General features: G+C 70.5%; 16 protein-coding genes and 1 tRNA gene. 11 read left to right on the top strand and 6 right to left on the bottom strand.

From position 1 onward, the window contains the following. Nucleotides 1-209: 209 nt before the first annotated feature. Nucleotides 210-1,778, top strand: coding sequence for an LPXTG cell wall anchor domain-containing protein (locus tag J5V16_RS21020; RefSeq protein ID WP_208498942.1), 1,569 nt, complete (start codon nucleotides 210-212; stop codon nucleotides 1,776-1,778). A gap of 178 nt (nucleotides 1,779-1,956) precedes the next feature. Beyond that, on the top strand, nucleotides 1,957-3,495 hold the full coding sequence (locus J5V16_RS21025) for an LPXTG cell wall anchor domain-containing protein (RefSeq protein ID WP_208498943.1): 1,539 nt from the start codon (nucleotides 1,957-1,959) through the stop codon (nucleotides 3,493-3,495). Nucleotides 3,496-3,784: 289 nt separating this feature from the next. Here the strand turns inward: J5V16_RS21025 and J5V16_RS21030 are convergent, their stop codons facing one another. Then, nucleotides 3,785-4,003 (bottom strand): hypothetical protein, encoded by a 219-nt coding sequence (locus J5V16_RS21030; protein WP_208498944.1) that lies wholly within the window; start codon nucleotides 4,001-4,003, stop codon nucleotides 3,785-3,787. A gap of 323 nt (nucleotides 4,004-4,326) precedes the next feature. Here J5V16_RS21030 and J5V16_RS21035 point away from each other — a divergent pair, with 323 nt between their 5' ends. Then, complete coding sequence (locus J5V16_RS21035) at nucleotides 4,327-5,151, top strand: P1 family peptidase (RefSeq protein ID WP_208498945.1); 825 nt, start codon at nucleotides 4,327-4,329, stop codon at nucleotides 5,149-5,151. 174 nt (nucleotides 5,152-5,325) lie between these two features. Continuing rightward, a complete protein-coding gene (locus tag J5V16_RS21040) occupies nucleotides 5,326-6,237 on the top strand; it encodes an endo alpha-1,4 polygalactosaminidase (RefSeq protein ID WP_208498946.1) in 912 nt (303 codons plus the stop codon). On the opposite strand, the gene J5V16_RS21045 is transcribed toward J5V16_RS21040, so the two are convergent. Continuing rightward, nucleotides 6,219-7,712: a GGDEF domain-containing protein gene (locus tag J5V16_RS21045; RefSeq protein ID WP_208498947.1), complete on the bottom strand. Its 1,494-nt coding sequence runs from the start codon at nucleotides 7,710-7,712 to the stop codon at nucleotides 6,219-6,221. The two genes, J5V16_RS21040 and J5V16_RS21045, sit on opposite strands and share 19 nt — an antisense overlap. 233 nt (nucleotides 7,713-7,945) lie before the next feature. Here J5V16_RS21045 and J5V16_RS21050 point away from each other — a divergent pair, with 233 nt between their 5' ends. The 4 genes from J5V16_RS21050 to J5V16_RS21065 all read left to right on the top strand — a co-directional run bounded on the left by J5V16_RS21050 (nucleotide 7,946) and on the right by J5V16_RS21065 (nucleotide 12,614). After that, the gene (locus J5V16_RS21050) at nucleotides 7,946-8,890 is read left to right on the top strand and encodes a hypothetical protein (protein WP_208498948.1); all 945 of its coding nucleotides are present in this window, start codon (nucleotides 7,946-7,948) and stop codon (nucleotides 8,888-8,890) included. Nucleotides 8,891-9,065: 175 nt separating this feature from the next. Beyond that, nucleotides 9,066-10,217 carry an LCP family protein gene (locus J5V16_RS21055; RefSeq protein ID WP_208498949.1) on the top strand — a complete coding sequence of 384 codons (1,152 nt, stop codon included), beginning with the start codon at nucleotides 9,066-9,068 and terminating at the stop codon, nucleotides 10,215-10,217. 91 nt (nucleotides 10,218-10,308) lie between these two features. Further along, the gene (locus J5V16_RS21060) at nucleotides 10,309-11,433 is read left to right on the top strand and encodes an LCP family protein (protein WP_208498950.1); all 1,125 of its coding nucleotides are present in this window, start codon (nucleotides 10,309-10,311) and stop codon (nucleotides 11,431-11,433) included. Between the two features lie 80 nt (nucleotides 11,434-11,513). Continuing rightward, complete coding sequence (locus tag J5V16_RS21065) at nucleotides 11,514-12,614, top strand: LCP family protein (protein WP_208498951.1); 1,101 nt, start codon at nucleotides 11,514-11,516, stop codon at nucleotides 12,612-12,614. A gap of 47 nt (nucleotides 12,615-12,661) precedes the next feature. On the opposite strand, the gene J5V16_RS21070 is transcribed toward J5V16_RS21065, so the two are convergent. The 3 genes from J5V16_RS21070 to J5V16_RS21080 all read right to left on the bottom strand — a co-directional run bounded on the left by J5V16_RS21070 (nucleotide 12,662) and on the right by J5V16_RS21080 (nucleotide 16,859). After that, nucleotides 12,662-13,510 carry a siderophore-interacting protein gene (locus J5V16_RS21070; RefSeq protein WP_208498952.1) on the bottom strand — a complete coding sequence of 283 codons (849 nt, stop codon included), beginning with the start codon at nucleotides 13,508-13,510 and terminating at the stop codon, nucleotides 12,662-12,664. Between the two features lie 173 nt (nucleotides 13,511-13,683). Then, nucleotides 13,684-15,651, bottom strand: a complete 1,968-nt coding sequence (locus tag J5V16_RS21075) for an FtsX-like permease family protein (RefSeq protein ID WP_208498953.1) — start codon at nucleotides 15,649-15,651, stop codon at nucleotides 13,684-13,686. After that, nucleotides 15,648-16,859: an ABC transporter ATP-binding protein gene (locus J5V16_RS21080; RefSeq protein WP_208498954.1), complete on the bottom strand. Its 1,212-nt coding sequence runs from the start codon at nucleotides 16,857-16,859 to the stop codon at nucleotides 15,648-15,650. Before J5V16_RS21080 ends, J5V16_RS21075 begins: the two co-directional genes overlap by 4 nt. Nucleotides 16,860-17,082: 223 nt before the next feature. Here J5V16_RS21080 and J5V16_RS21085 point away from each other — a divergent pair, with 223 nt between their 5' ends. Continuing rightward, nucleotides 17,083-18,282 carry a sensor histidine kinase gene (locus J5V16_RS21085; RefSeq protein ID WP_208498955.1) on the top strand — a complete coding sequence of 400 codons (1,200 nt, stop codon included), beginning with the start codon at nucleotides 17,083-17,085 and terminating at the stop codon, nucleotides 18,280-18,282. Between the two features lie 55 nt (nucleotides 18,283-18,337). Here the strand turns inward: J5V16_RS21085 and J5V16_RS21090 are convergent. Further along, nucleotides 18,338-18,422, bottom strand: a tRNA-Tyr gene (locus J5V16_RS21090). Nucleotides 18,423-18,618: 196 nt separating this feature from the next. Between J5V16_RS21090 and J5V16_RS21095 the strand changes: the two genes are divergently transcribed. Together J5V16_RS21095 and J5V16_RS21100 are read left to right on the top strand one after the other, a co-directional pair. Then, a complete protein-coding gene (locus tag J5V16_RS21095) occupies nucleotides 18,619-19,110 on the top strand; it encodes a YajQ family cyclic di-GMP-binding protein (RefSeq protein ID WP_208498956.1) in 492 nt (163 codons plus the stop codon). A 3-nt stretch (nucleotides 19,111-19,113) separates the two neighbouring features. After that, nucleotides 19,114-19,302 (top strand): hypothetical protein, encoded by a 189-nt coding sequence (locus J5V16_RS21100; RefSeq protein WP_208498957.1) that lies wholly within the window; start codon nucleotides 19,114-19,116, stop codon nucleotides 19,300-19,302. Nucleotides 19,303-19,307 lie beyond the last annotated feature (5 nt).

A 19,307-nucleotide genomic window follows, 5' to 3' on the forward strand; every position in this document is an offset into this window, starting at 1 on the left:
CGATTCCATTCGCGACACTTACGTCGCAGGGCCCCCGACCGCAACGGTCGGGGGCCCTGTTCGCTGTGGACTCGGTTACTCCCCGCAAGAATTCACGGATCCGCCTGCAACACCCGGGGACCCGATGGGCGTCTACCTCATACCCACATCCCCTGGCCGGGATCGCCCCTGACCACGGCGCCGCGGCCGATCCACAAAGGAACCCGTACATGTCATCGCCACACCTCAGGACCGCCGGCCGGCGCGCGCTCGTCGGCCTGGGCGCCGCCGCCCTCGGCGCCGGCGCGTTCGCGGCCCCCGCAGCCGCCCAGACCCCCGAAGTCGAAGAGACCTTCGTCGAGGACTACTCGCCGATCACCGTCGGCGACGACCTCAAGCTCGCCGTCGCCCAGATCATCTTCGCCGAGGCGTTCCCGCTCGGGCACGAGCTCACCGCGACGATCACCTTCGACGCCCCCGAGGGCACCTTCACCCTCGACAACGACGACGACGCCGACTGCGCGGTGCTCTCGGACACCGTCGTCGAATGCCAGGCCGACGCGGCCGAGAGCGTCGCCTTCGACTACCTGTACGCGCCCGTCCTCGAAGCCGAGCCGCGCGACTACGACTACACCGTCGAGTTCAAGGTCGACGGCACCACGGTCACCACGGTCGACGACGTGATCGAGGTCCGCGCGCACGCGTCCGACCCGTTCCTCTACCGCGGCGCCGAGATCGAGTCCGAAGCCGGGGGCACGAGCGACACCGCGCCCGAATACTTCCAGACCGACGCGCTGGCGGGTGACACCGTGGCCCTGGCCTACGGCGTCGCCGCGCCCGGCTACGTGCTCTCGGGCACGGCCGAAGTGACCGCGCCGTACGAGAACTGCATCGACGAGTACAAGGGCGGCCCCGGCATCACCTGCGTCGTGACGGACTTCGAGGACGTGCCGGGCGGGACGTTCGCGCCCGACGCCCCGATCTTCTTCACGGTCGCCGAGAACACGCCCGGGCCGCTGACGCTGTGCGGCTGCGACTACGACGTGCGCGCACTCGACGCCGCGTCCCTCGAGGAGGAGTTCGGCGACGTCGACACCGAGAACGGCGAGCAGCTCGGCCTCGCGGTCATCTCCGAGAGCGAAGACCCGGCCGACTTCGCCCCGAACGGCTACGTCGACCTGACCACCACCCCGAACCCGTTCGACCTGTCGGTCGCCGCGACGAACGCCAAGGGCGCCAAGGGCGACCAGAAGACCCTCACGGTCCCGGTGAAGAACCTCGGCCCGGCCGACGCGATCAACGTCTTCGACGGCCCCGGCTCGTACGGCCTCATCGGCGATCTGCCGAAGGGCCTCGAGCTCGTCAAGATCGACAGCGACGGCGACGAGGTCTTCTGCTTCGAGCCCGACGACCCGATGATCGAGCACTCCTTCCCGCAGGTCGACCCGGCCAAGACCGACTTCGTCTGCATCTTCTCCGGCCTCGGCGAAGGCGAGTCGTTCGACTTCAAGTTCACCGTGAAGATCACCGATGCGACCGCGAACGCGAAGGGCACGCTCGAGGTGGCCGCGATCGACAACGACGGCTATCCGGGCATCGCCGACGCCGACACCAAGAACAACAAGGCGGACATCACCGTCAACGGCAGCGGTAACGGGAGCGGCTCCACCACGCCGAAGCTGCCGAAGACCGGCGTCTCGCTCGGCATGATCATCGGCGCCGCGGCGCTGGTGCTCGTGGCCGGCGTGGTCATGTTCGCCCTCACCTCGCGCCGCCGCAAGGCGGGCGCTGAGGGCTAGGACCCGACGATCGCGAAGGGGCGTCCGGCTTCGGCCGGGCGCCCCTTCGCCGTGCGCCCGGTAACGGGCAGGTGAACAAAGGCGCAACCGGGTGCGGTGCTGCCGCGTTGGACAAGTAAGAGACGTCACCCGAGCGGGCTTGACCGACTCCGCCCGGCACAACCGCAAAGGAACCCCTATGGCACTCCTCAGACTCCGGCGCGCAGGGACGCGCACGGCGGCCGTCTTCGGCGCGGCCGCACTCGGCGTCGCGGCGTTCGCGGCCCCGGCGGCCGCCGCACCCGAACCTATCGAGACGTTCCTCGGCTTCGAAGGCCCGTTCTACGCCGAGGGCGATCCGGACCCCGAGGGGTTCGAGATCTACTTCGGCGACGACTTCACGCCCGGCGCGCACACCGTCACCATGACGCTCGCAATCGACATCGCCGACGACGCGTTCCTGTTCTCCGGCGGCGACATCGGCGACCGCTGCGAGGCGAACGCGGCCCAGACCGAGGTCGTCTGCACCGAGGAGGCGTCCGACTCCGGCATCCGGTTCGAGTTCGACGTCCAGGTGCCCGACGCGGCGCACGTCGGCACTTATCCGTACACAGTGGATGTCAGGGTGGACGGCGAAGTGGTCCACAGCGAGGCGAAGGACCTCACGATCGCGCCGCCGGACGACAGCACCACGCCCTACCCCTACCTGCACGGCGACGTCGAGTTCACCGGCGTCGGGCAGAGTTCGAGCGTCGGGGTGCGGCCCGAGTTCTACCAGGACGAGCCGCTGGCGCCCGACGCCGCGGCGGTCATCGTCGAGTTCTCGGGCAGCGACTGGGGAAGCGGCGTCTATGTCGGCGCCGCCGAATACGCCAACTGCCTCGGCGACAACTGGCATGCCACCTGCATCATCACGGAATTCTCGGACTCCCCGGGCACCGCCTTCACACTGAACCTGCCCGTCCCTTACACCGTCTCCGAAACGGCCCCCGGACCGTTCGAGATCTGCTCGTGCACCTACTCGGTGTCCACGGCGACCGCCGCTGAGCTGGAGGCCAACTACGGCGGCGCCGACTTCGAGCAGGAACTCAAGCTGCAGGTCGTCGACGAGCCCGGATCGGAGTTCGGCCACAACTCGTACGGGCTGATCCGGATCACGACGACCGAGAACCCGATCGACCTGTCGATCGACCCGATCAACATCAAGGGCGCCAAGGGCACCCAGGCGACGATCGAGGTCGAGTACGCCAACGAACGTGCGGCGGACGCGCTCTCGCACCCCGACGGGCCGGGCGCGTTCGTGGTCCTCGGGAACCTGCCTACCGGTGTGACGATGGCGCCGAAGGACGAGATCAACTGCATCGAGGAGGTGCATTGGGACCGCTTCGTCCCGGCGATCGACCAGGCGACGATCGACGACCTCGACTTCGCCTGCTACTTCACCAGACTCGGGGCCGGTGAGACGCAGACGATCGAGCTGGAGGTCGAGATCACCTCCGACAAGCCCGCGTCCGACGGGATGCTCGCCGTGGTCGTGCAGGACGGGTTCGTCCCCGACGCGAATCTGAAGAACAACACCGCGAAGTTCAACCTCAACACGGCCGACGGCTCCGGGCAGCTGCCGAAGACCGGCGTCTCGCTCGGCATGATCATCGGCGCCGCGGCACTCGTGCTCGTCGTCGGCGTCGTGCTGTTCGCCCTCTCCTCGCGCCGCCGCAAGGCGGGCACTGAGGAGTAGGCGCCAGCGCCTGGAACGCGAGGGAACCAGCAGAGGCCCCGGTCGACACGGCCGGGGCCTTCTCGTGTGCGGAGGCGCGGCCGCGTGCAGGCTCGCTGCGGCGGTGGCGGTGGCGGCGCGACGGGAACCGGGCCGGGACGCCGGAGGCGGGCCCCGCCTTTCGGCCGGGCCCGCCTCCGGGAGAGCGAAACGCGCCCGGCTCTTGGGAGAAAGCCGCAGCGCGTCGCGTTCTAGTGATTTGAGTTGTGCAGTCTTCGGTCGGCGCCTTGTGGGCGGCGAGCCTCAGGCCTTAGCGGGCCAGGCCGGCGAGGGCGCGGCCCTCGACGCGGTCGGCCGCGCGGCGCAGGACGCCGGCGGTCGAGAGGCGGACCTTCTCCGGGCGGGTGACGCCGAAAGCGTAAGGCTTGTCGGCACGCCCGTCGTCAACGACCGGGGCGTTCGGCAGAGCCGAGTTGGCAACGGTGTTGGCGGCGTCGACTGCGAGGAATGCTCCTACGAACTCGTACATGATGATTCCTTCCCGGCAGGGTGAGCCGGATAGTGATCTTTCTTGGGGAACCGCTCGTCGATGACGCCATTGTCGACGGCGGGAATCCGGTGCGATCGCGGTGGACCGCCTCCGGGCCGGGGCTTGAGAGCGGTTGCGGGTTCACCGTCCCGCTCCTGCTTCCCTCGGCTTCGTATTCAATGCTAAGACGTGCTTGCTCGGTAAATCCAGGGATTTCGCGTGGGTCACAGGTGTCCCGCAACACTGTCCACAAAGAGCTTAGTTACCGTTCGGTTATCGAATTTCAGAGGCGGATTCGGGAAGCGTGACGGTACTCTGTCCGGATGCGGGACTTGGGAGTTCGCGTCGGGCATTGGACCGGCGAGCACACCGGCTGCACGGTGCTGCTGTTCGAGAAGGCCACGACCGCTTCGGGCGAGGTGCGGGGCGGGGCCCCGGCCAGCCGCGAGATCGAACTGCTCGACCCGATTCGCGCGAACACCGGGATCGACGCGGTGCTGCTCACCGGTGGCTCGGCGTTCGGCCTGGCAGCGGCGGACGGGGTGATGCAATGGCTCGCCGAGCATGGCCGCGGCGTGATCACACCGGGCGGGACGGTGCCGATCGTGCCGACGCTCGGACTCTTCGACCTCGACGGTTCCGGCATGGTCCCCGGTGCGGCCCAAGGCTATGAGGCATGCGATGCGGCGATGGCGCCCTTCGAGCCGGCACTGGACGGCCCGATCGGCGCGGGTCGGGGCGCGACCGTCGGGCAGTGGCGGGGCGTGACACTGCCTTCGGGGCTGCGTACGGCGACCGTCTGGGCCGGGAGCGTCGCGGTGAGCGCCCTCGCGGCGGTGAACGCCTTCGGCGAGCCCGGCCCGCTCGACCGGGGCCTGCTGCGGCCCGAAGGGTTCGCGACGGGCACGTTCGGGCGCAACACCACGATCGGGGTCGTCGTGACGAACGCGCGGCTCGACAAGGTCGAATGCGCCCTCGTCGCGCAAGGCGCCCACGACGGGCTCGCGAAGGCGATCAGCCCCGTGCACACGCGGATGGACGGCGACGCCTTCGTGGCCGCGTCCACGGGCAGCCTCGAAGCCTCCGTCGACGTCGTGCGGGCGCTCGCCGTGGAAGCCGTGGCGGAAGCGATCAGCGAGGCGATCTGAGGGTCCGAACGGAGGCGACCTGACGGGCCGAACGCGAGCGGCGTGTCCGGGAGCGTCACGGAGGGTCGTCGCAAATCGGGCGTTCGCAGGCGCCCCCGGTTTCGAAGGTACGTGTCGGGTCCGACAGTGTTCGCGCCGGGCGTGTCGGGGCTCGGATCGCTTAAGCTGCAGCACATGAGACGTTTTCGTGCCGCTGCGCTCGTGCTGCCGCTGCTGCTCGCCGGGTGCGCGCAGGACTCCGACCCCGAAGGGCCGGAAAGCAGCGCCGCCGAGCAGGAGACCGGTGCGGAACAGCCCGCGAGCTGGATCTACCAGCTGTCCGGGTACGAAGACGACTCGCTCGACGCGCTCGTGGCCGCGCCCCATGAGGCCGCCGTCATCGACCTCGCGCGCGACGGCGGCGAGGACTACTTCAGCGCCGACGAGATCACCGCCCTCAAGGACTCAGGCAAGACCGTCTACGCCTACTTCACCATGGGCTCCATCGAGACCTACCGTCCCGAATACCCGGTCGTCGCCGAGACCGACATGGTCCTCAACCAGTGGGGCGACTGGCCCGACGAGTACTTCGTCAAGTACTGGGACCAGCACTGGTGGGACCTCGTCATGCAGCCCCGCCTCGACCAGGCCGCCGCGGCCGGATTCGACGGCGTGTACCTCGACGTGCCGAACGCCTACGAGGAGATCGACCTCGCGCTCGTCCCCGGCGAGACCCGGGAGTCCTTGGCGCAGAAGATGGTCGACCTCGTCATCGCCGCCGCCGACCACGGCGGGGACGAGCTGCGGATCCTCGTCCAGAACTCCCCCGAGCTGCGCGAGTACCCCGGCTACATCGACGCCATCGACGGGATCGGCATCGAAGAGCTGTTCTTCCTCAACGAGGACGAGCCCTGCACCGAGGACTGGTGCGGCGAGAACCTCGACAACACCCGCGCGATCCGCGACGCCGGGAAGACCATCCTCGCCGTCGACTACGCCTCCGAACCCGAGCACGTCGCCGAAGCCTGCGAGCAGTACGCGACCGAAGGGTTCGCCGGAGCCGTCGCCGGCGTCGACCTCGACGCGGTCTACGCGCCGTGCCCCTGACCGGAGCGGGGCGCCATTAAGGCGTTCCCCTCCCAGAAGTGCTTGCGCGAGCGCTTCATCTGGTACATCGCCTGGTCGGCCGCCCACAGCGTCTGCGACGGGTTGCCGCCCGCCGCCAGGCGGGCCCAGCCGATCGAGACGTCGACCGGGGTGCCGGGCACCGAGTACTCCCAGTTCTCGCTCGAGACGGCGACCCTGATGCGCTGCGAGACCGCGTCCGCGTCGTACTCCGTCGCGCCCGGCAGCACCAGGATGAACTCGTCGCCACCCGTGCGCGCCAACAGGTCCCCGGTGCGCACGACGCTCGACAGGAGCGCCGCGACCCGCTGCAGGATCCCGTCCCCCGCCTGGTGCCCGTGGGTGTCGTTGACGGCCTTGAAGCCGTCGAGGTCGAGCACCGCGATCATGCCGTCGCCGTCCACGTCCGACAGGAACTCGTCGAGGCGGCGCCGGTTCGGCAGGCCCGTCAACTCATCGGTGTTCGCCCGGTCCGCCCAGCCCGCGACCGCGCGCCGCAGCTGGTCCCGGTCCACCAGCGCGCCCGCCGAATCCAGGTAGATCGAGTGGAACTCGTTGATCTGCTTGTACAACGCGTACGTCGTCGCGTGCGCCGCGAGGATCGACGCCGCATGGTCGCCCTTCGCCACCAGCGCCAGCGAACGCAGGTGCTGCGGCTCCATCACGCCGAGCGTCTCGTCCCCTATCTCGCGCGCGTCCAGCACCTCCAGGGCCTCCAGGCCGCGCGCCTGCGCGATGAGGCGGGACGCTCGCGCAAGGGTCCGCAGGTCCATCGCCTCCACCGAGGAGGTCTCCTCCGGCAGCAGATGCTCCACGGTCCAGTTCTCGCCGACCCCGAGCAGGCTCACGCGCGCCAGCGCGTAGTGGATCCACTCGATCTCGCGCGTGTCGAGCTCGTGCAGGCTCGGCTTGACGCGGCGGAGCTCCTTGAGCAGCAGGTAGTTGCAGGCCCGGGCGTCGCCGGTGTAGTAGCGCAGCAACGCGTCCCGGACCCGCACCTCGACGCCCTCCACCGAGGAGCGGCCGACGCCGGTGCGCTCGGCGAGGGTGTGGCACTCGTCGAGCGCGTGCGAGGCCTGCTGCTGGTAGCCGCAGTTGGAGAGGATCACGGCGAGGTCGTACCAGGCGTCGACGGCGGCCTGGCTCTCCTCGGCCATGGTCTGGAGCGCGCGGCGGGAGAGGACCAGCTGCTCGGCGGTGAGGCCGAGGGCCTTGATGTAGTGGTGGTAGTACCAGGCGGCGAGGGCGTGGTACTTGCCGGTGAGGCGGGCGTCCTGGCAGCGGGAGACGGCGGCGCCGGCCTGGTCGATGGTGCCGGGGATCTTGTCGGTCGCGCGCTGCGAGATCTGGCCCTGGAGGATGAACAGCCACGCCTGGGCGCGCTGGTGCACGGTGTCGGAGTTGTAGACGATCCAGGTGGCCTCCGCGACGGCCTCGGCGACCTGGCCGGACCGCATCAGGGCACGCAGACGCCGATACTGATCGGCATAATCACGCGCAGACGTGATCCCCCTCCGTGGCGTCACGCGCTCTATCCTGCCACCGCGAAGCCGATATATCCAGTGGCGCACGTCGTGGCCGGTATTGACCATGGGTCCTCGAAGAGTCAAGTGCCCGAACCGTTTTCCTCCATATGCCGGGCGCGGCGAATACAGTGTGAGCAGTGCCCGAAATGGAAGGATGGTGGGCTTTGCTCCCTCGGAGTCCGTACAGTGTCAGGCCGTGCACCGCCTGCGGCGAACCGCTGCAGGCGACCCCCGGCGCGACGGTGCTCGCGTGCCGCTCCTGCGGCACCGAGCTCTACGGCCGCCCGGACAAGCGCCGACTGCAGGACCCCGACTGGATCGCGTTGCCGCCCAAGCCGACGATGCGGTACGCGGACGACACCCCGGAGGCGCTGACGGCGCCGGAGGCGATCGTGCCGTTCGGGATCCGCCCGGCCACGGCGAAGCGGATCCTGCGACGCTGGGCGCAGCGGCCCTGGTGGACGCCGCGCGACTTCCGGCGGATCGACGAATCGGAGTCGTTCCGTGGGGCGTACCTGCCGTTCTGGGTGTGGCGGGCGCGCACGCGGTCGCGGTACAAGGCCGCGCGCGGGGAGTACGAGTGGTCGCAGGGCGGCGGCGGCCGGGTGCGCGGGGTCAAGTGGTTCCCGGCGGCGGGCGCGGTGGACCGGGACTTCGCGGCGGTGCCGATACCGGCGACGGTGCGGCTGGAGGGGACGGCGCTGGCCGAGCTGGCGCGGGACTGGTCGCTCGGCGACGCGGTGGCGTTCGAGCCGCGGATGCTCGACGGGTACTGGACGCAGGGGTACGAGCTGGGGCCCGAGGTGGGGCTGGAGCTGGCGAAGGCGCGGATGGCGGCCGAGGTCGAGCGGGAGGTGCGGGCGCGGGTGGGCGGCGACGAGCAGCACGTGCCGAGCATCGAGACGGTGTACGCGGAGCTGGGGTACCGGCTGGTGCTGCTGCCGGTGTGGCTGGTGTCGTACGGGCACCGGGGGCGGCGGCGGATGGTCGCGGTGCACGGCGAGAGCGGCCGGGTGGTGGGCGAGCGGCCGTGCAGCGCGGTGAGACTGGCTTTCGCCACCGCCCTCATGCTGGCTGTGGCCGGGGCCATACAGTATTTCGGCTTTTAGTCCCTTTCATCCACTGCGGCAGGGCTGCCGGGCGGTAGACGAAACATGTGCTTGATCTTGATGTTCTATGGTGCCTGGGACGCAGCGCGCCGGCCGAGCTGCGCGCGCCTCCCCCTGCGCGCGCCGGCCTCCCCTTCTCGGCGCCGCGACACCCCGCCGAACTCCGGGAGTAGCAATGGGCAGCCCGATGAAGCACGCCGCCGCCAAGGCCTCGTCGCCGTGGTGGGCGAAGGCCATGGTCGTCTCCGGCTCCATGGTCATGGTCGTCTCCGGCGGCGGCGCGATCGCCGCCCAGGTGGGCGTGAACGTCCTCGAGGACTCGGTGAACCAGGCCGACCTGCTCGGCGAGCAGCGGGTCGAGGCCGAGGAGGGCGAGAAGATCGAGGGCCCGCTGAACTTCCTGGTGCTGGGCACCGACGAGCGGGTGGGCGCGGGCGGCGAGGCCCGCACCGACGCGGACATCATCGTGCACGTCAACAAGGACCTGACGCAGGTCAGCATGATCTCGCTGCCGCGCGACCTGTACGTGGAGGTCCCCTCGGGGGTGCCGGCGTCGGAGACGAAGCTGACCGAGGCGTTCGCCTACTCCGAGGACTGGGGCGAGTCGTTCCAGAACACGGCCGAGACGATCACGCACCTCACGGGGATCCAGTTCGACGGCGGCGCGATCGCGAACTTCGAGGGCTTCCTGGAGATGGTCGACGAGCTGGGCACGATCGAGCTGTGCCCGTGGCACGAGATCACCTCGATCCACGGCGACAAGAAGACCTACCCCGAAGGCTGCGCCGAGTACAACAAGGAGGACGCCCTCGACCTGGTGCGGCAGCGCTACGGCTGGGACGACCCCGAGGACTACGAGAACGGCACCTGGGGCGATTTCGGCCGCCAGAAGATGCAGCAGCAGGCGATCAAGAAGATCCTGGAGCGGGCCAAGGAGCTCGGGTACGCGACCGACCCGGTGAAGGCCGTGGACCTGCTCAACAGCTTCGGCGACGCGCTCACCCTGGACGTGGGCGGGTACAACCTCATCGACATGATCACGCAGATGCGCGACGTGGACCCGGGCGGGATCGTCTCGATCGGGACGCCCTCCTCCGAGGGCGACATGAACGGCACCTCGTACGTGATGATCCACGAGGGCACCGACGAGGAGACCGCGGCCGATTCGCTGTGGCAGGCGATCGCGGACGACACGGTGAACGAGTGGGCGTGCGCGAACGACCAGTGGATCAGCGGCGACTCGAAGCCGGACTGCGCGGCCGTCCCGGTCGACGGCGGGCAGGCCGCCGAAGAGGGCACCGCGAGTGACGAACCGACCGTGAACTGAAGTCGCGCCCCTGGTCAGACCGGGTGCAACCCCTCGCGTTTATCGAAGCGTTATCAGTAGTGAATAATGCTGACCTGACCATTGGAGTTGCATGGCTGGCAAAAGCGGCGCGCCTTGGTGGGCGCACATGATGCTGTACGCGGGCGGTCTGACGATGGTCGTCGCCGGAGGTGCGGCGGCGGTGACGCAGATCGGCTACAACACCGCGAACGGCGCGGTGGAGAACGAGGACATCCTCGACAACCGGGCCGAGATGGACGTCGAGAACATCGAGGGTCCGTTGAACATCCTCGTGCTCGGCGTCGACAAGCAGGGCGGCTCGACCCGCTCGGACACGATGATCATGGTGCACGTCAACAAGGACCTGACCGACGTGTCGATGGTGTCGCTCCCCCGCGACCTGTACGTCGAGATCCCCGACTGCGGGCCCGACTGGGGCAGTGAGCCCTGCATGCAGAAGCTCAACCACGCGGCGTCGATCAGCGACGACTGGGAGAACGTGACCCTCCCGAACGTGGTGAGCACCATCGACAACCTCACCGGCGTCGAGTTCCACATGGCCGCCACCGTCGACTTCAACGGCTTCATGGACCTCGTGGACCTGGTCGACGAGATCGAGCTGTGCCCGTGGCAGGAGATCCAGTCGATCCACGGCGAGAAGCGGGTCTTCCCCGAAGGCTGCGCCTACTACGACAAAGAGGAGTCGCTCGACCTCATCCGCCAGCGCTACGGCTGGACCGACTGGGAGAGCGGCCTCGGCGGCGACTACGGGCGCCAGGCCATGCAGCAGCAGGCGATCAAGGCGCTCATCAAGGAGCTCAAGGCCGACGGCTACCACAAGGACGTCGGAAAGCTCACCGATCTGTTCGAGGGCCTGCAGGGCAAGCTGACGCTCGACCTGCCCGACGGCCTGACCGCCGTCGACCTGGCGATGAACCTGCGCGACCTCAACCCCGAGGACATCACCTCGATCCGGGTGCCGGCGACCTCCATCGAGACCGAGGTCGGCTCCTCGGAGGTGATCACCGAGGGCGACCTGCAGATCGCGGCCGACGCGCTGTGGAGCGCGCTGCAGAACGACACCATGGACGAGTGGATCGCGCAGTACCCCGAGTGGGTCAAGCAGACCGGGAACGCGTCCACCGAGACCGAGCCGGCCGGGGCCGAGGGCGGCGCCGAAGGCACCGGCACCCAGGACGGCGGGACCGGCGGTTGACAAGACCGGGCCCGCGTGCAACGCCGGGGCCGGTTCGCGCGTGACTCCTACGGCAATGTGTGATCTGACCCGGGAGTGACATGGCCGGCAAGAGCGGAGCGCCCTGGTGGGCGCACCTGATGATGTACGCGGGCGGCCTGACGATGGTGGTCGCCGGCGGCACTGCGGGCATCACGCAGTTCGCGTCGAGCGCCGCCGAGAACGCGGTGCCGACCGAGAACATCCTCGGGGACGCGCAGGCCGAGGTCGAGGACATCAAGGGTCCTCTGAACATCCTCGTGCTCGGCGTGGACAAGCAGGGCGACTCGACCCGCTCGGACACGATGATCCTCGTCCACATCAACGAGGACCTGACCGAGACGACGATGGTGTCGCTGCCGCGCGACCTGTGGGTCGAGATCCCCGACTGCGGGCCGGGCTACGACAACAACCCGTGCGAGAACAAGATCAACCACTCGGCGTCGATCAGCGGCGACTGGGAGGTGACGCGCCCGAACGTGGTGCAGACGATCTACGACCTCACCGGCGTCGAGTTCCACATGGGCGCGACCGTGGACTTCGAGGGCTTCCTCGGGCTCGTCGACATGGTCGGCGAGATCGAGCTGTGCCCCTGGCACGAGATCCAGTCGATCCACGGCGAGAAGCGGGTCTTCCCCGAGGGCTGCGCCATGTACGACAAGGACGAGTCGCTCGACCTCATCCGCCAGCGGTACGGCTGGGACTGGGACTCGGACTGGGAGGAGGGCCGCGGCGGCGACTACGGCCGCCAGGCCATGCAGCAGCAGGCGATCAAGTCGCTCCTCAAGGCGTTCAAGGAGAAGGGGTACCTGACGGACCCCGGCAAGCTCACCGACATCCTCGAGGGCTTCGGCGACTCGCTCACGATCGACAAGCCCGACGAGTGGTCGATCACCGACCTCGCCGTGAACCTGCGCGACATCAACCCCGAGTCGATCACCAGCGTCCAGGTGCCGTCCTCGGCCGACCAGACGACGCTCGGCGGCGAGAACGTCTCGATCGTCATGACCCACGAGGGCGACGAGGAGGTCGCGGCCGACGCGCTGTGGGAGGCGCTGCAGAACGACACGCTCGACCAGTGGATGGCGCAGTACCCCGAGTGGGTCAAGACGCCGGGGAAGACGCCCACCGAGACGGCGTCGGAGACGGCTTCCGCCGACTAGACGGAGCGACGGGAAAGGGGCCGCCGGTGCGGCCCCTTTTTCCGTGCCTAGCGGGCGGCGGCTCTGGCCTCGTCCTCGTCGTCGACCTTGCGCCACTCCATCTTGCTGGACTGCCAGCCGTCCTCGTCGTGGCCGAGGCGCCAGTACCCGGAGATCGACATGCGCTCCTTGGGGACCTCGTGCTCGAAGCGGAGGAGGCGGCGCAGGTCGCGGACGAAACCGGCTTCGCCGTGGACGAAGGCGTGCACGTCCCCGGCGGGGAAGTCGAAGGCGCGCACCGCTTCGACGAGGCGCTCGCCGACGCGGGCGCCGCCGCGGTGGAGCCACGTGACGTGGAGGTCGGCCGCGGACTTGAACTGCTGCTCCTCGTCGGGCCCTTCGACCTCGAGGAAGACGTGGGCGCGGGCGCCGGGGTCGAGGCGTTCGACGGCGGCCGAGATCGCGGGGAGGGCGCTCTCGTCGCCCGCGAGGAGGTGCCAGTCGGCGTCGTGGGCGGGGGCGTACGCGCCGCCGGGGCCGGCGAAGCGCAGCAGCGCGCCGGGCCGGACGTTCGCGGCCCACGGCCCCGCGACGCCCTCGTCGCCGTGGTAGACGAAGTCGATGGAGAGCTCGCGGGCGGCCCGGTCCCACTTGCGGACGGTGTAGGTGCGGGTCACCGGCCACTGCTCGCGCGGGAACTCCTCGCGGATGCGGGCCAGGTCGAACGGCTCGGGGTAGGTGACGCCCGGGGCGGGGAACTGGAGCTTCAGGTAGTGGTCGGTGCATTCGCCGCAGTCGAAGTCGGCGAGGCCGTCGCCGCCGAGCACGACGCGGATCATGTGCGGGGTGATGCGCTCGCTGCGCAGCACCTCGGCGGTGGTGACCCTGGGGGCCCGGCGTTCGCGGCCTTCAGCCATCTCGGCTCCTCCCGTTCGCGCCCTACCGGGGGCGCGAGCCTCCGGCGCCTGCGGCGCGGTCAACTTAGGTTTCCCTAACTATCACATCCGGAAACCGGGAGCCGCCAGTGGGACCGGACACGGACCGGGGCCGCCACACCCCCAGCGCGGCGGCCCCGGAACCTTCCCCCCGGTCAGTCCGGTCGCGGGCTCACGTCCCGCATCACCGAGCGCAGGAGCGGGCGAGACAGGGCCCCGGCGGCGACCACCGCGACGACCCCGGCGGCCACGGTCGCGCCCAGGATGAGCGCACCGCTCGCATCGAAGCCCATCGCGCCGATCACCGGCATCGTCAGGACCATCCCGGTGAGGATCGACGCGCCGCCGATGACGACGAGCGGCAGCAGGGCCTCCTGCCGGCGGGCCTTGTCGAGGACCTCCTGCTCGGTCCCGGCGAGGTGCAGCAGCCGGTAGGCCTGGCGGCGGTCGAGGACCGAGCCGATCGCGCTGATCGCCGCCGAGACGGCCGCGGTCGCGAACACGACCGCGAGGACGACCGTGACGCCGGTGCGCACGGACCCGACGAGCCGGTTCGACATGATGCTCGAATCGACCTCGCGCTCGGGCGGGTTCCCCGGCAGGGCCGCGGTCATGGTGCTGCGCACCGCTTCCAGCTCCGCGCCGGTCGTCGTCGCCTCGATCACCGCGTGCTCGGCATCGGCCGTGAGGTACCCGCTCGAGTCGACCACCGCGACCTCGGCGGTGTCGCCGAGCCGGGCGGCGAGGTCGGCCGCGAGGACGTCCGCCTCATCGGCGGGCACGGTGGTCGCCACGGTCTCGGTGCCCTGCGCGCTCGTGTCCGTCTGCAGCATCGGGAACATCGCGACCGAACCGGCCACGAACCCCGCGATCGCCACCCCGGCGACCGCGCGCCACGCGGCCTTCGGGTCGTCGGCGAGCCGCCGCGCCGCCAGCAGCCGCGCCGGGCCCCGCGCAGTGCGCGCCAGGAGCCGCCCGAGCTTCTGGACGATCCACGGGCCGACCAGGTTCACCGCCGCGAGCGTCGCGGCGAACAGCCCGATCAGGATCACCACGGCGACCATGTCGCCGCCGACCATGTTCGAGCCGACCATGAACGCGATGGCGAGCACCGCGAACACGACCAGGCGGATCGCCTTGAGGCCCTTCGTCTTCACGCGCCGCGCCACCCCGAGCGGGCTGATCACGACACTGCGCAGGCCGATGAGCGCCGACACCGCCACCAGGGCGGGCACCGCCACTGCGACCGCGGCCATCCACGGCGCCCCGGCCCACAGGTCGCCGACGTACCAGCGGCCGCCGTCGATCGGGATGAGCGCCACCAGCGGCGTCACCAGCATCCACGCGAGCGTGCCGACGACCGCGCCCGCGGCGGCCGCGAGCGTCGTCTCGATGAGCGTCAACCGCATGACCTGGCCCGGCGTCGCGCCGATGAGCCGGAGCGTCGCGAGCCGCTCGTCGCGGCGGGCCACGGTGAGCCGCGCGGCGGCCGCACCGAAGACCGCGGCGGGCACGGCCATGAGGATCGCGGCCAGGACCATGAGGACCATGTAGAAGCCGTACACGGTGTCGGCGCGGCCGACCGCGAACGAGTCGATCTCCCTGGGCGACACGCCGTCCGCGCTGGTCCGCTCGGCGAGCATGGCCGGATCGGCGGCGTCCCGGCCGACGACGGCCACGAGCTCGTTCGGGTGCGCGAGCGCCTCGGCGCCGAGTTCGCCGGCGACGCGGACATCGCCGTACCGGGCGAGGAAGTCCGCAGCGGGGACGCCCTCGAGGAGGTCGGCGGCGGCCGGCGAGAGCCAGACCTCGCCGGGCGCGGGGAACGCGTCCATGCCGGGCGGTACGGGCGCGTCGCCGTCCAGCGCCGCGAGGTCGACGCGGGTGACCGACTCGCCGCCGAAAAGGTCGGCGGCAGTGGCGATCACCGCCGAAGCGGACCCGGTCGCCGCGGCCGGGTCGCGCCACGCGGTCCGGTCCCCGCGCTCGTCGAACGCGAAGTTCCCGGCGACCGCGAACTGCAGCAGCAGGGTCGCGACGGCCACCGCGAGCGCGGTCAGGCCGGTGCTCAGCAGGGCACTGCGGCCCCCGAGGCGGGTCAACCGCCACGCCAGCTCGGTCATCGCCACACCTCGACCACGGGCTCGGGACCGAAGTCGGGGCCGGCGTTACGCCGCGCACCGGACGCACCGGGCGCGAAAGCGTCACCGCCACGCCCGACCGTGCGCGCCACCGTATCGGCAGCGGAAACGCCCCGATCCGCTGCACCGCCAACCGGAACCGACCCGGCCGCGAACGCGTCCGGACCCGCTCCGCGCTGCACCCCAGCGGGAGCCGCGCCGCCGAGCGCAGTACCCGCGTCCGGCATCACCGTCGTCCGGCCATCCCGGGCCGGTCCCGTGCCCGCGAACGCGTCACCACCGTTACCGACGACGCGCGCCACCGCATCGGCCGCGGGCGCGTCACCCCGATCCGCCGCGCTCAACGACCCGGCTGCTGCCGGACCGCCTTGCGCTCCGAACGAAGCGTTGCTTTCCCCGGCGGGGACGCCGCCGCGCAGCGGCGGTGCCTCCGCGCCCTGCGGGGCCGGGCCGGCTCGCAGGCCCGCACCGACCGACTCGTGCGCGAAGCCGTCGAAACCGCCCTCGCCGTTCCCGGTCCGCGGGGTGCCGCTGAGGCGCCCGTCGCGGATCTCGATGGTCCGGGTGCAGCGCGCGGCGATACGCGGGTCGTGCGTGACGACCACGAGGGCCGCGTCGAGTTCCCTGACCGTGTCGAGCAGGACCCCCATCACCTGGTCGCCGGTGGCGCGGTCGAGCGCGCCGGTCGGCTCGTCCGCGAACACCACCGCCGGGCGCACCACGAGCGCCCGCGCCAGCGCCACCCGCTGCGCCTCGCCGCCGGACAGCTCGCCGGGGCGCCGGTCCTCCTTGCCCTCCAAGCCGAGCCGCCGCAGTTCGGCGCGGGCCGGCTCGAGCGCGGCCTTGCGGGGCGTGCCGCCGAGCATGAGCGGCAGCGCCACGTTCTCGTCCGCCGGGAGCTCCGGGAGGAGCTGCCCGAACTGGAACAGGAACGCGAAGCGGGTGCGCCGCAGGTGGCTGCGCTGGCGCTCCGAGAGCGTGTCGATGCGCTCGTCGAACAGGCGCACCTCGCCCGAGTCGGGGCGCATGATCCCCGCGAGGCAGTGCAGGAGCGTCGACTTGCCCGAGCCTGACGGGCCGGTCACGGCCACCGACTCGCCGGGGCCGACCTTGAAGTCCACGCCGTCGAGGGCGGGGGCGGTGCCGAAGCGCTTGGTGAGGGCGCGGGCGGTGAGCATCGGGGGCCTCATCGGCGGACCTTCCCTTCGTCCGAGATGAAGGGCAGGGCGGTCCCCGCGATGAGGAACGCGATCGTGAGCACCAGGCTCAGGACCATCGTGATCTCAAGGAGTTCGTTCATGGGACCAGCTTGTCGGGGAACGGGGTCCCGCTGCTTCGGCTCGGCGGCCGGTTTCGGGCCGCGCGGGTCGGCCGTTCGACCGAGGCCTCCGGAATCGCGGCTACCTTCGTGGCATGACCTCCACGTCCACCGCGCGCTCGCTGCACGGCCGCTTCAACCGGCTCCTCATGCTGCTGCTCAAGCTCACGACCATCGGGATCCTGCTGCTGACCCTCGCCGCCGAGATGACTTCGGCCCTGCCCGACCAGCGGCCCCCGATGATGTCGTGGGTCGCCTGGACGCAGTTCGCGGTCGCCCTGTTCGTGATCGGCGTGTACGTCTGGTATCGGCCCGGGCGCAAGCGGTGGATCGCGGCCGCCTCGATCGCGTCGCTCGCGGCGACCGGGTTCGACGCGCTCTACGACCAGGGCGTGCGCGGCGTGGCGACGGCCGAGCTGCTGGCGCTGGGCCTGCTCATGCTGTTCTCCGTGCGGCACTGGGACGCGGCCCCGGGCCGGTGGGTGGCCATCGCGAACGGCGCGGCGGTCATGCTGATCGGGTACCGCCTGTTCGCGTTCGACGTGGAGAACACGGCGGTGGGCGGCACGGTCCTCATCTTCCTGGCGATGATGACCATGATCGGCTTCGGCGCCTACCTGCGGAGCATGGACAAGCTGCGCCGCGAGACCCAGGAGGAGGTGCGGCAGGCCGAGCGGCTCGAGCTCGCCCGCGAGATGCACGACTTCGTGGCGCACCACGTCACAGGCATGGTGGTGCTCGCGCAGGCCGCGCAGGTGACGAACACCGACCCCAAGAAGGCGTTCGCCGACATCGAGGAGGCCGGGCTGGCCGCGCTCACCTCGATGCGGCGGATGGTGAAGATGCTCCGCAACGACGACGGCGGGGCGGGGACGAATCCGCTCGGGGACCTCGCGCAGATCGAGGACCTGGTGGAGCGGTTCAACCGGGAGGGCACGGACACGACCTGCTTCATCTCGCCGGAGCTGGCGGGAAGCGCGGTCGCGCCGGAGATCGCGGCGACGGCGCACCGGATCGTGCGGGAGGCGCTGACGAACGTGCGCAAGCACGCGCGCGGGGCGACCCGGGTGCGCGTGGTGGTCGCGGCCGCGAGCGGGAACGGCCTCGAGGTGTCGGTGCGCGACGACGGCCGGGCCGCCCGCGGCCGGCTCTCGGAGTCGGGCGGAGGCATGGGCCTGGTCGGCCTCGGTGAGCGCATCGAAGCGGTCGGAGGCCAGCTCAGGGCCCAGTCGCGACCCGAGGGCGGGTGGGAGACGGCGGCGTGGCTGCCGCGTGCGACGGCCCCCGCGGAGTGACCGGGAATGAGTGAACGAGGAAGGCCCCGACCTGCTGGTCGGGGCCTTCCGCTACTGGTGGCAGGTGCAGGATTCGAACCTGCGAAGTCGATGACGGCTGATTTACAGTCAGCTCCCTTTGGCCACTTGGGTAACCTGCCGTGGCTTGTAGCGAGAGCAAGAATAACCTCCCCTCCTAGGCCGCGCGCAAGCGGGTTATCCCCAGTTGAGACCGCGTTCACTGCGGCCGGGCGGGAATGCGCCCGCCCGGGCCCGCGGGGCAGGACTAAGCTTGGCGGTCGCGCCCCTCGCGCCCCCACGCTGACCTTGAAAACCGCAAGGAAGGACCGGACTGCCATGGCTGACGCCTCGTTCGACATCGTCTCCGAGATCGACCTGGCCGAACTCGACAACGCGATCAACCAGGCCCAGCGGGAGCTGGCGACCCGGTTCGACTTCCGGGGCACCGGCGCGAGCGTCGAGCGCTCCGGCGACGAGGCGGCGCTGATCACGGCCGAGACCGAGGACCGCGTGAAGGCCGCCCTCGACGTGCTCAAGGAGAAGCTGATCAAGCGCGGGATCTCCCTGAAGGCCCTGGACGCGGGCGAGCCGCGCCAGTCCGGCAAGGAGTCGAAGATCGACGTGACCTTCAAGCAGGGCATCTCGACCGAGGACGCGAAGAAGATCGGCAAGATCATCCGCGACGAGGGCCCCAAGGGCGTCAAGCCGCAGGTCCAGGGCGACAAGCTGCGCGTGACCGGCAAGAAGCGCGACGACCTGCAGGAGGTCATCGCGCTCCTCAAGGGCAAGGACCTCGAGGTCGCGCTCCAGTTCACGAACTACCGCTAGACCGTGGGCCTCTCCTTCATCAACGTCCTGGTCCTCGCCCTGTTCGTCGTGGGCGGGGGCCTGGTCGCGCTGATGGTGACGATCACGCAGCGCAGCTACAAGAAGGACGAGCAGTCCGAATTCTGGGTGGTCTACCCGACCGCGAAGGGCGAGCGGCGCGTGGGGCCGGCCCCGGCGGCCGAGGAGGACTAGACCGG

The organism is Glycomyces niveus (genome assembly GCF_017592475.1).
Lineage (GTDB): Bacteria > Actinomycetota > Actinomycetes > Mycobacteriales > Micromonosporaceae > Glycomyces > Glycomyces niveus.

What these genes read in the sequence shown, in the direction of transcription:
- J5V16_RS21020 (WP_208498942.1), top strand. Translation starts at nt 210, where the DNA reads ATGTCATCGCCACACCTCAGGACCGCCGGCCGGCGCGCGCTCGTCGGC.
- J5V16_RS21025 (WP_208498943.1), top strand. Translation starts at nt 1,957, where the DNA reads ATGGCACTCCTCAGACTCCGGCGCGCAGGGACGCGCACGGCGGCCGTC.
- J5V16_RS21030 (WP_208498944.1), bottom strand. Translation starts at nt 4,003, where the DNA reads ATGTACGAGTTCGTAGGAGCATTCCTCGCAGTCGACGCCGCCAACACC.
- J5V16_RS21035 (WP_208498945.1), top strand. Translation starts at nt 4,327, where the DNA reads ATGCGGGACTTGGGAGTTCGCGTCGGGCATTGGACCGGCGAGCACACC.
- J5V16_RS21040 (WP_208498946.1), top strand. Translation starts at nt 5,326, where the DNA reads ATGAGACGTTTTCGTGCCGCTGCGCTCGTGCTGCCGCTGCTGCTCGCC.
- J5V16_RS21045 (WP_208498947.1), bottom strand. Translation starts at nt 7,712, where the DNA reads ATGCGGTCCGGCCAGGTCGCCGAGGCCGTCGCGGAGGCCACCTGGATC.
- J5V16_RS21055 (WP_208498949.1), top strand. Translation starts at nt 9,066, where the DNA reads ATGGGCAGCCCGATGAAGCACGCCGCCGCCAAGGCCTCGTCGCCGTGG.
- J5V16_RS21060 (WP_208498950.1), top strand. Translation starts at nt 10,309, where the DNA reads ATGGCTGGCAAAAGCGGCGCGCCTTGGTGGGCGCACATGATGCTGTAC.
- J5V16_RS21065 (WP_208498951.1), top strand. Translation starts at nt 11,514, where the DNA reads ATGGCCGGCAAGAGCGGAGCGCCCTGGTGGGCGCACCTGATGATGTAC.
- J5V16_RS21070 (WP_208498952.1), bottom strand. Translation starts at nt 13,510, where the DNA reads ATGGCTGAAGGCCGCGAACGCCGGGCCCCCAGGGTCACCACCGCCGAG.
- J5V16_RS21075 (WP_208498953.1), bottom strand. Translation starts at nt 15,651, where the DNA reads ATGACCGAGCTGGCGTGGCGGTTGACCCGCCTCGGGGGCCGCAGTGCC.
- J5V16_RS21080 (WP_208498954.1), bottom strand. Translation starts at nt 16,859, where the DNA reads ATGAGGCCCCCGATGCTCACCGCCCGCGCCCTCACCAAGCGCTTCGGC.
- J5V16_RS21085 (WP_208498955.1), top strand. Translation starts at nt 17,083, where the DNA reads ATGACCTCCACGTCCACCGCGCGCTCGCTGCACGGCCGCTTCAACCGG.
- J5V16_RS21095 (WP_208498956.1), top strand. Translation starts at nt 18,619, where the DNA reads ATGGCTGACGCCTCGTTCGACATCGTCTCCGAGATCGACCTGGCCGAA.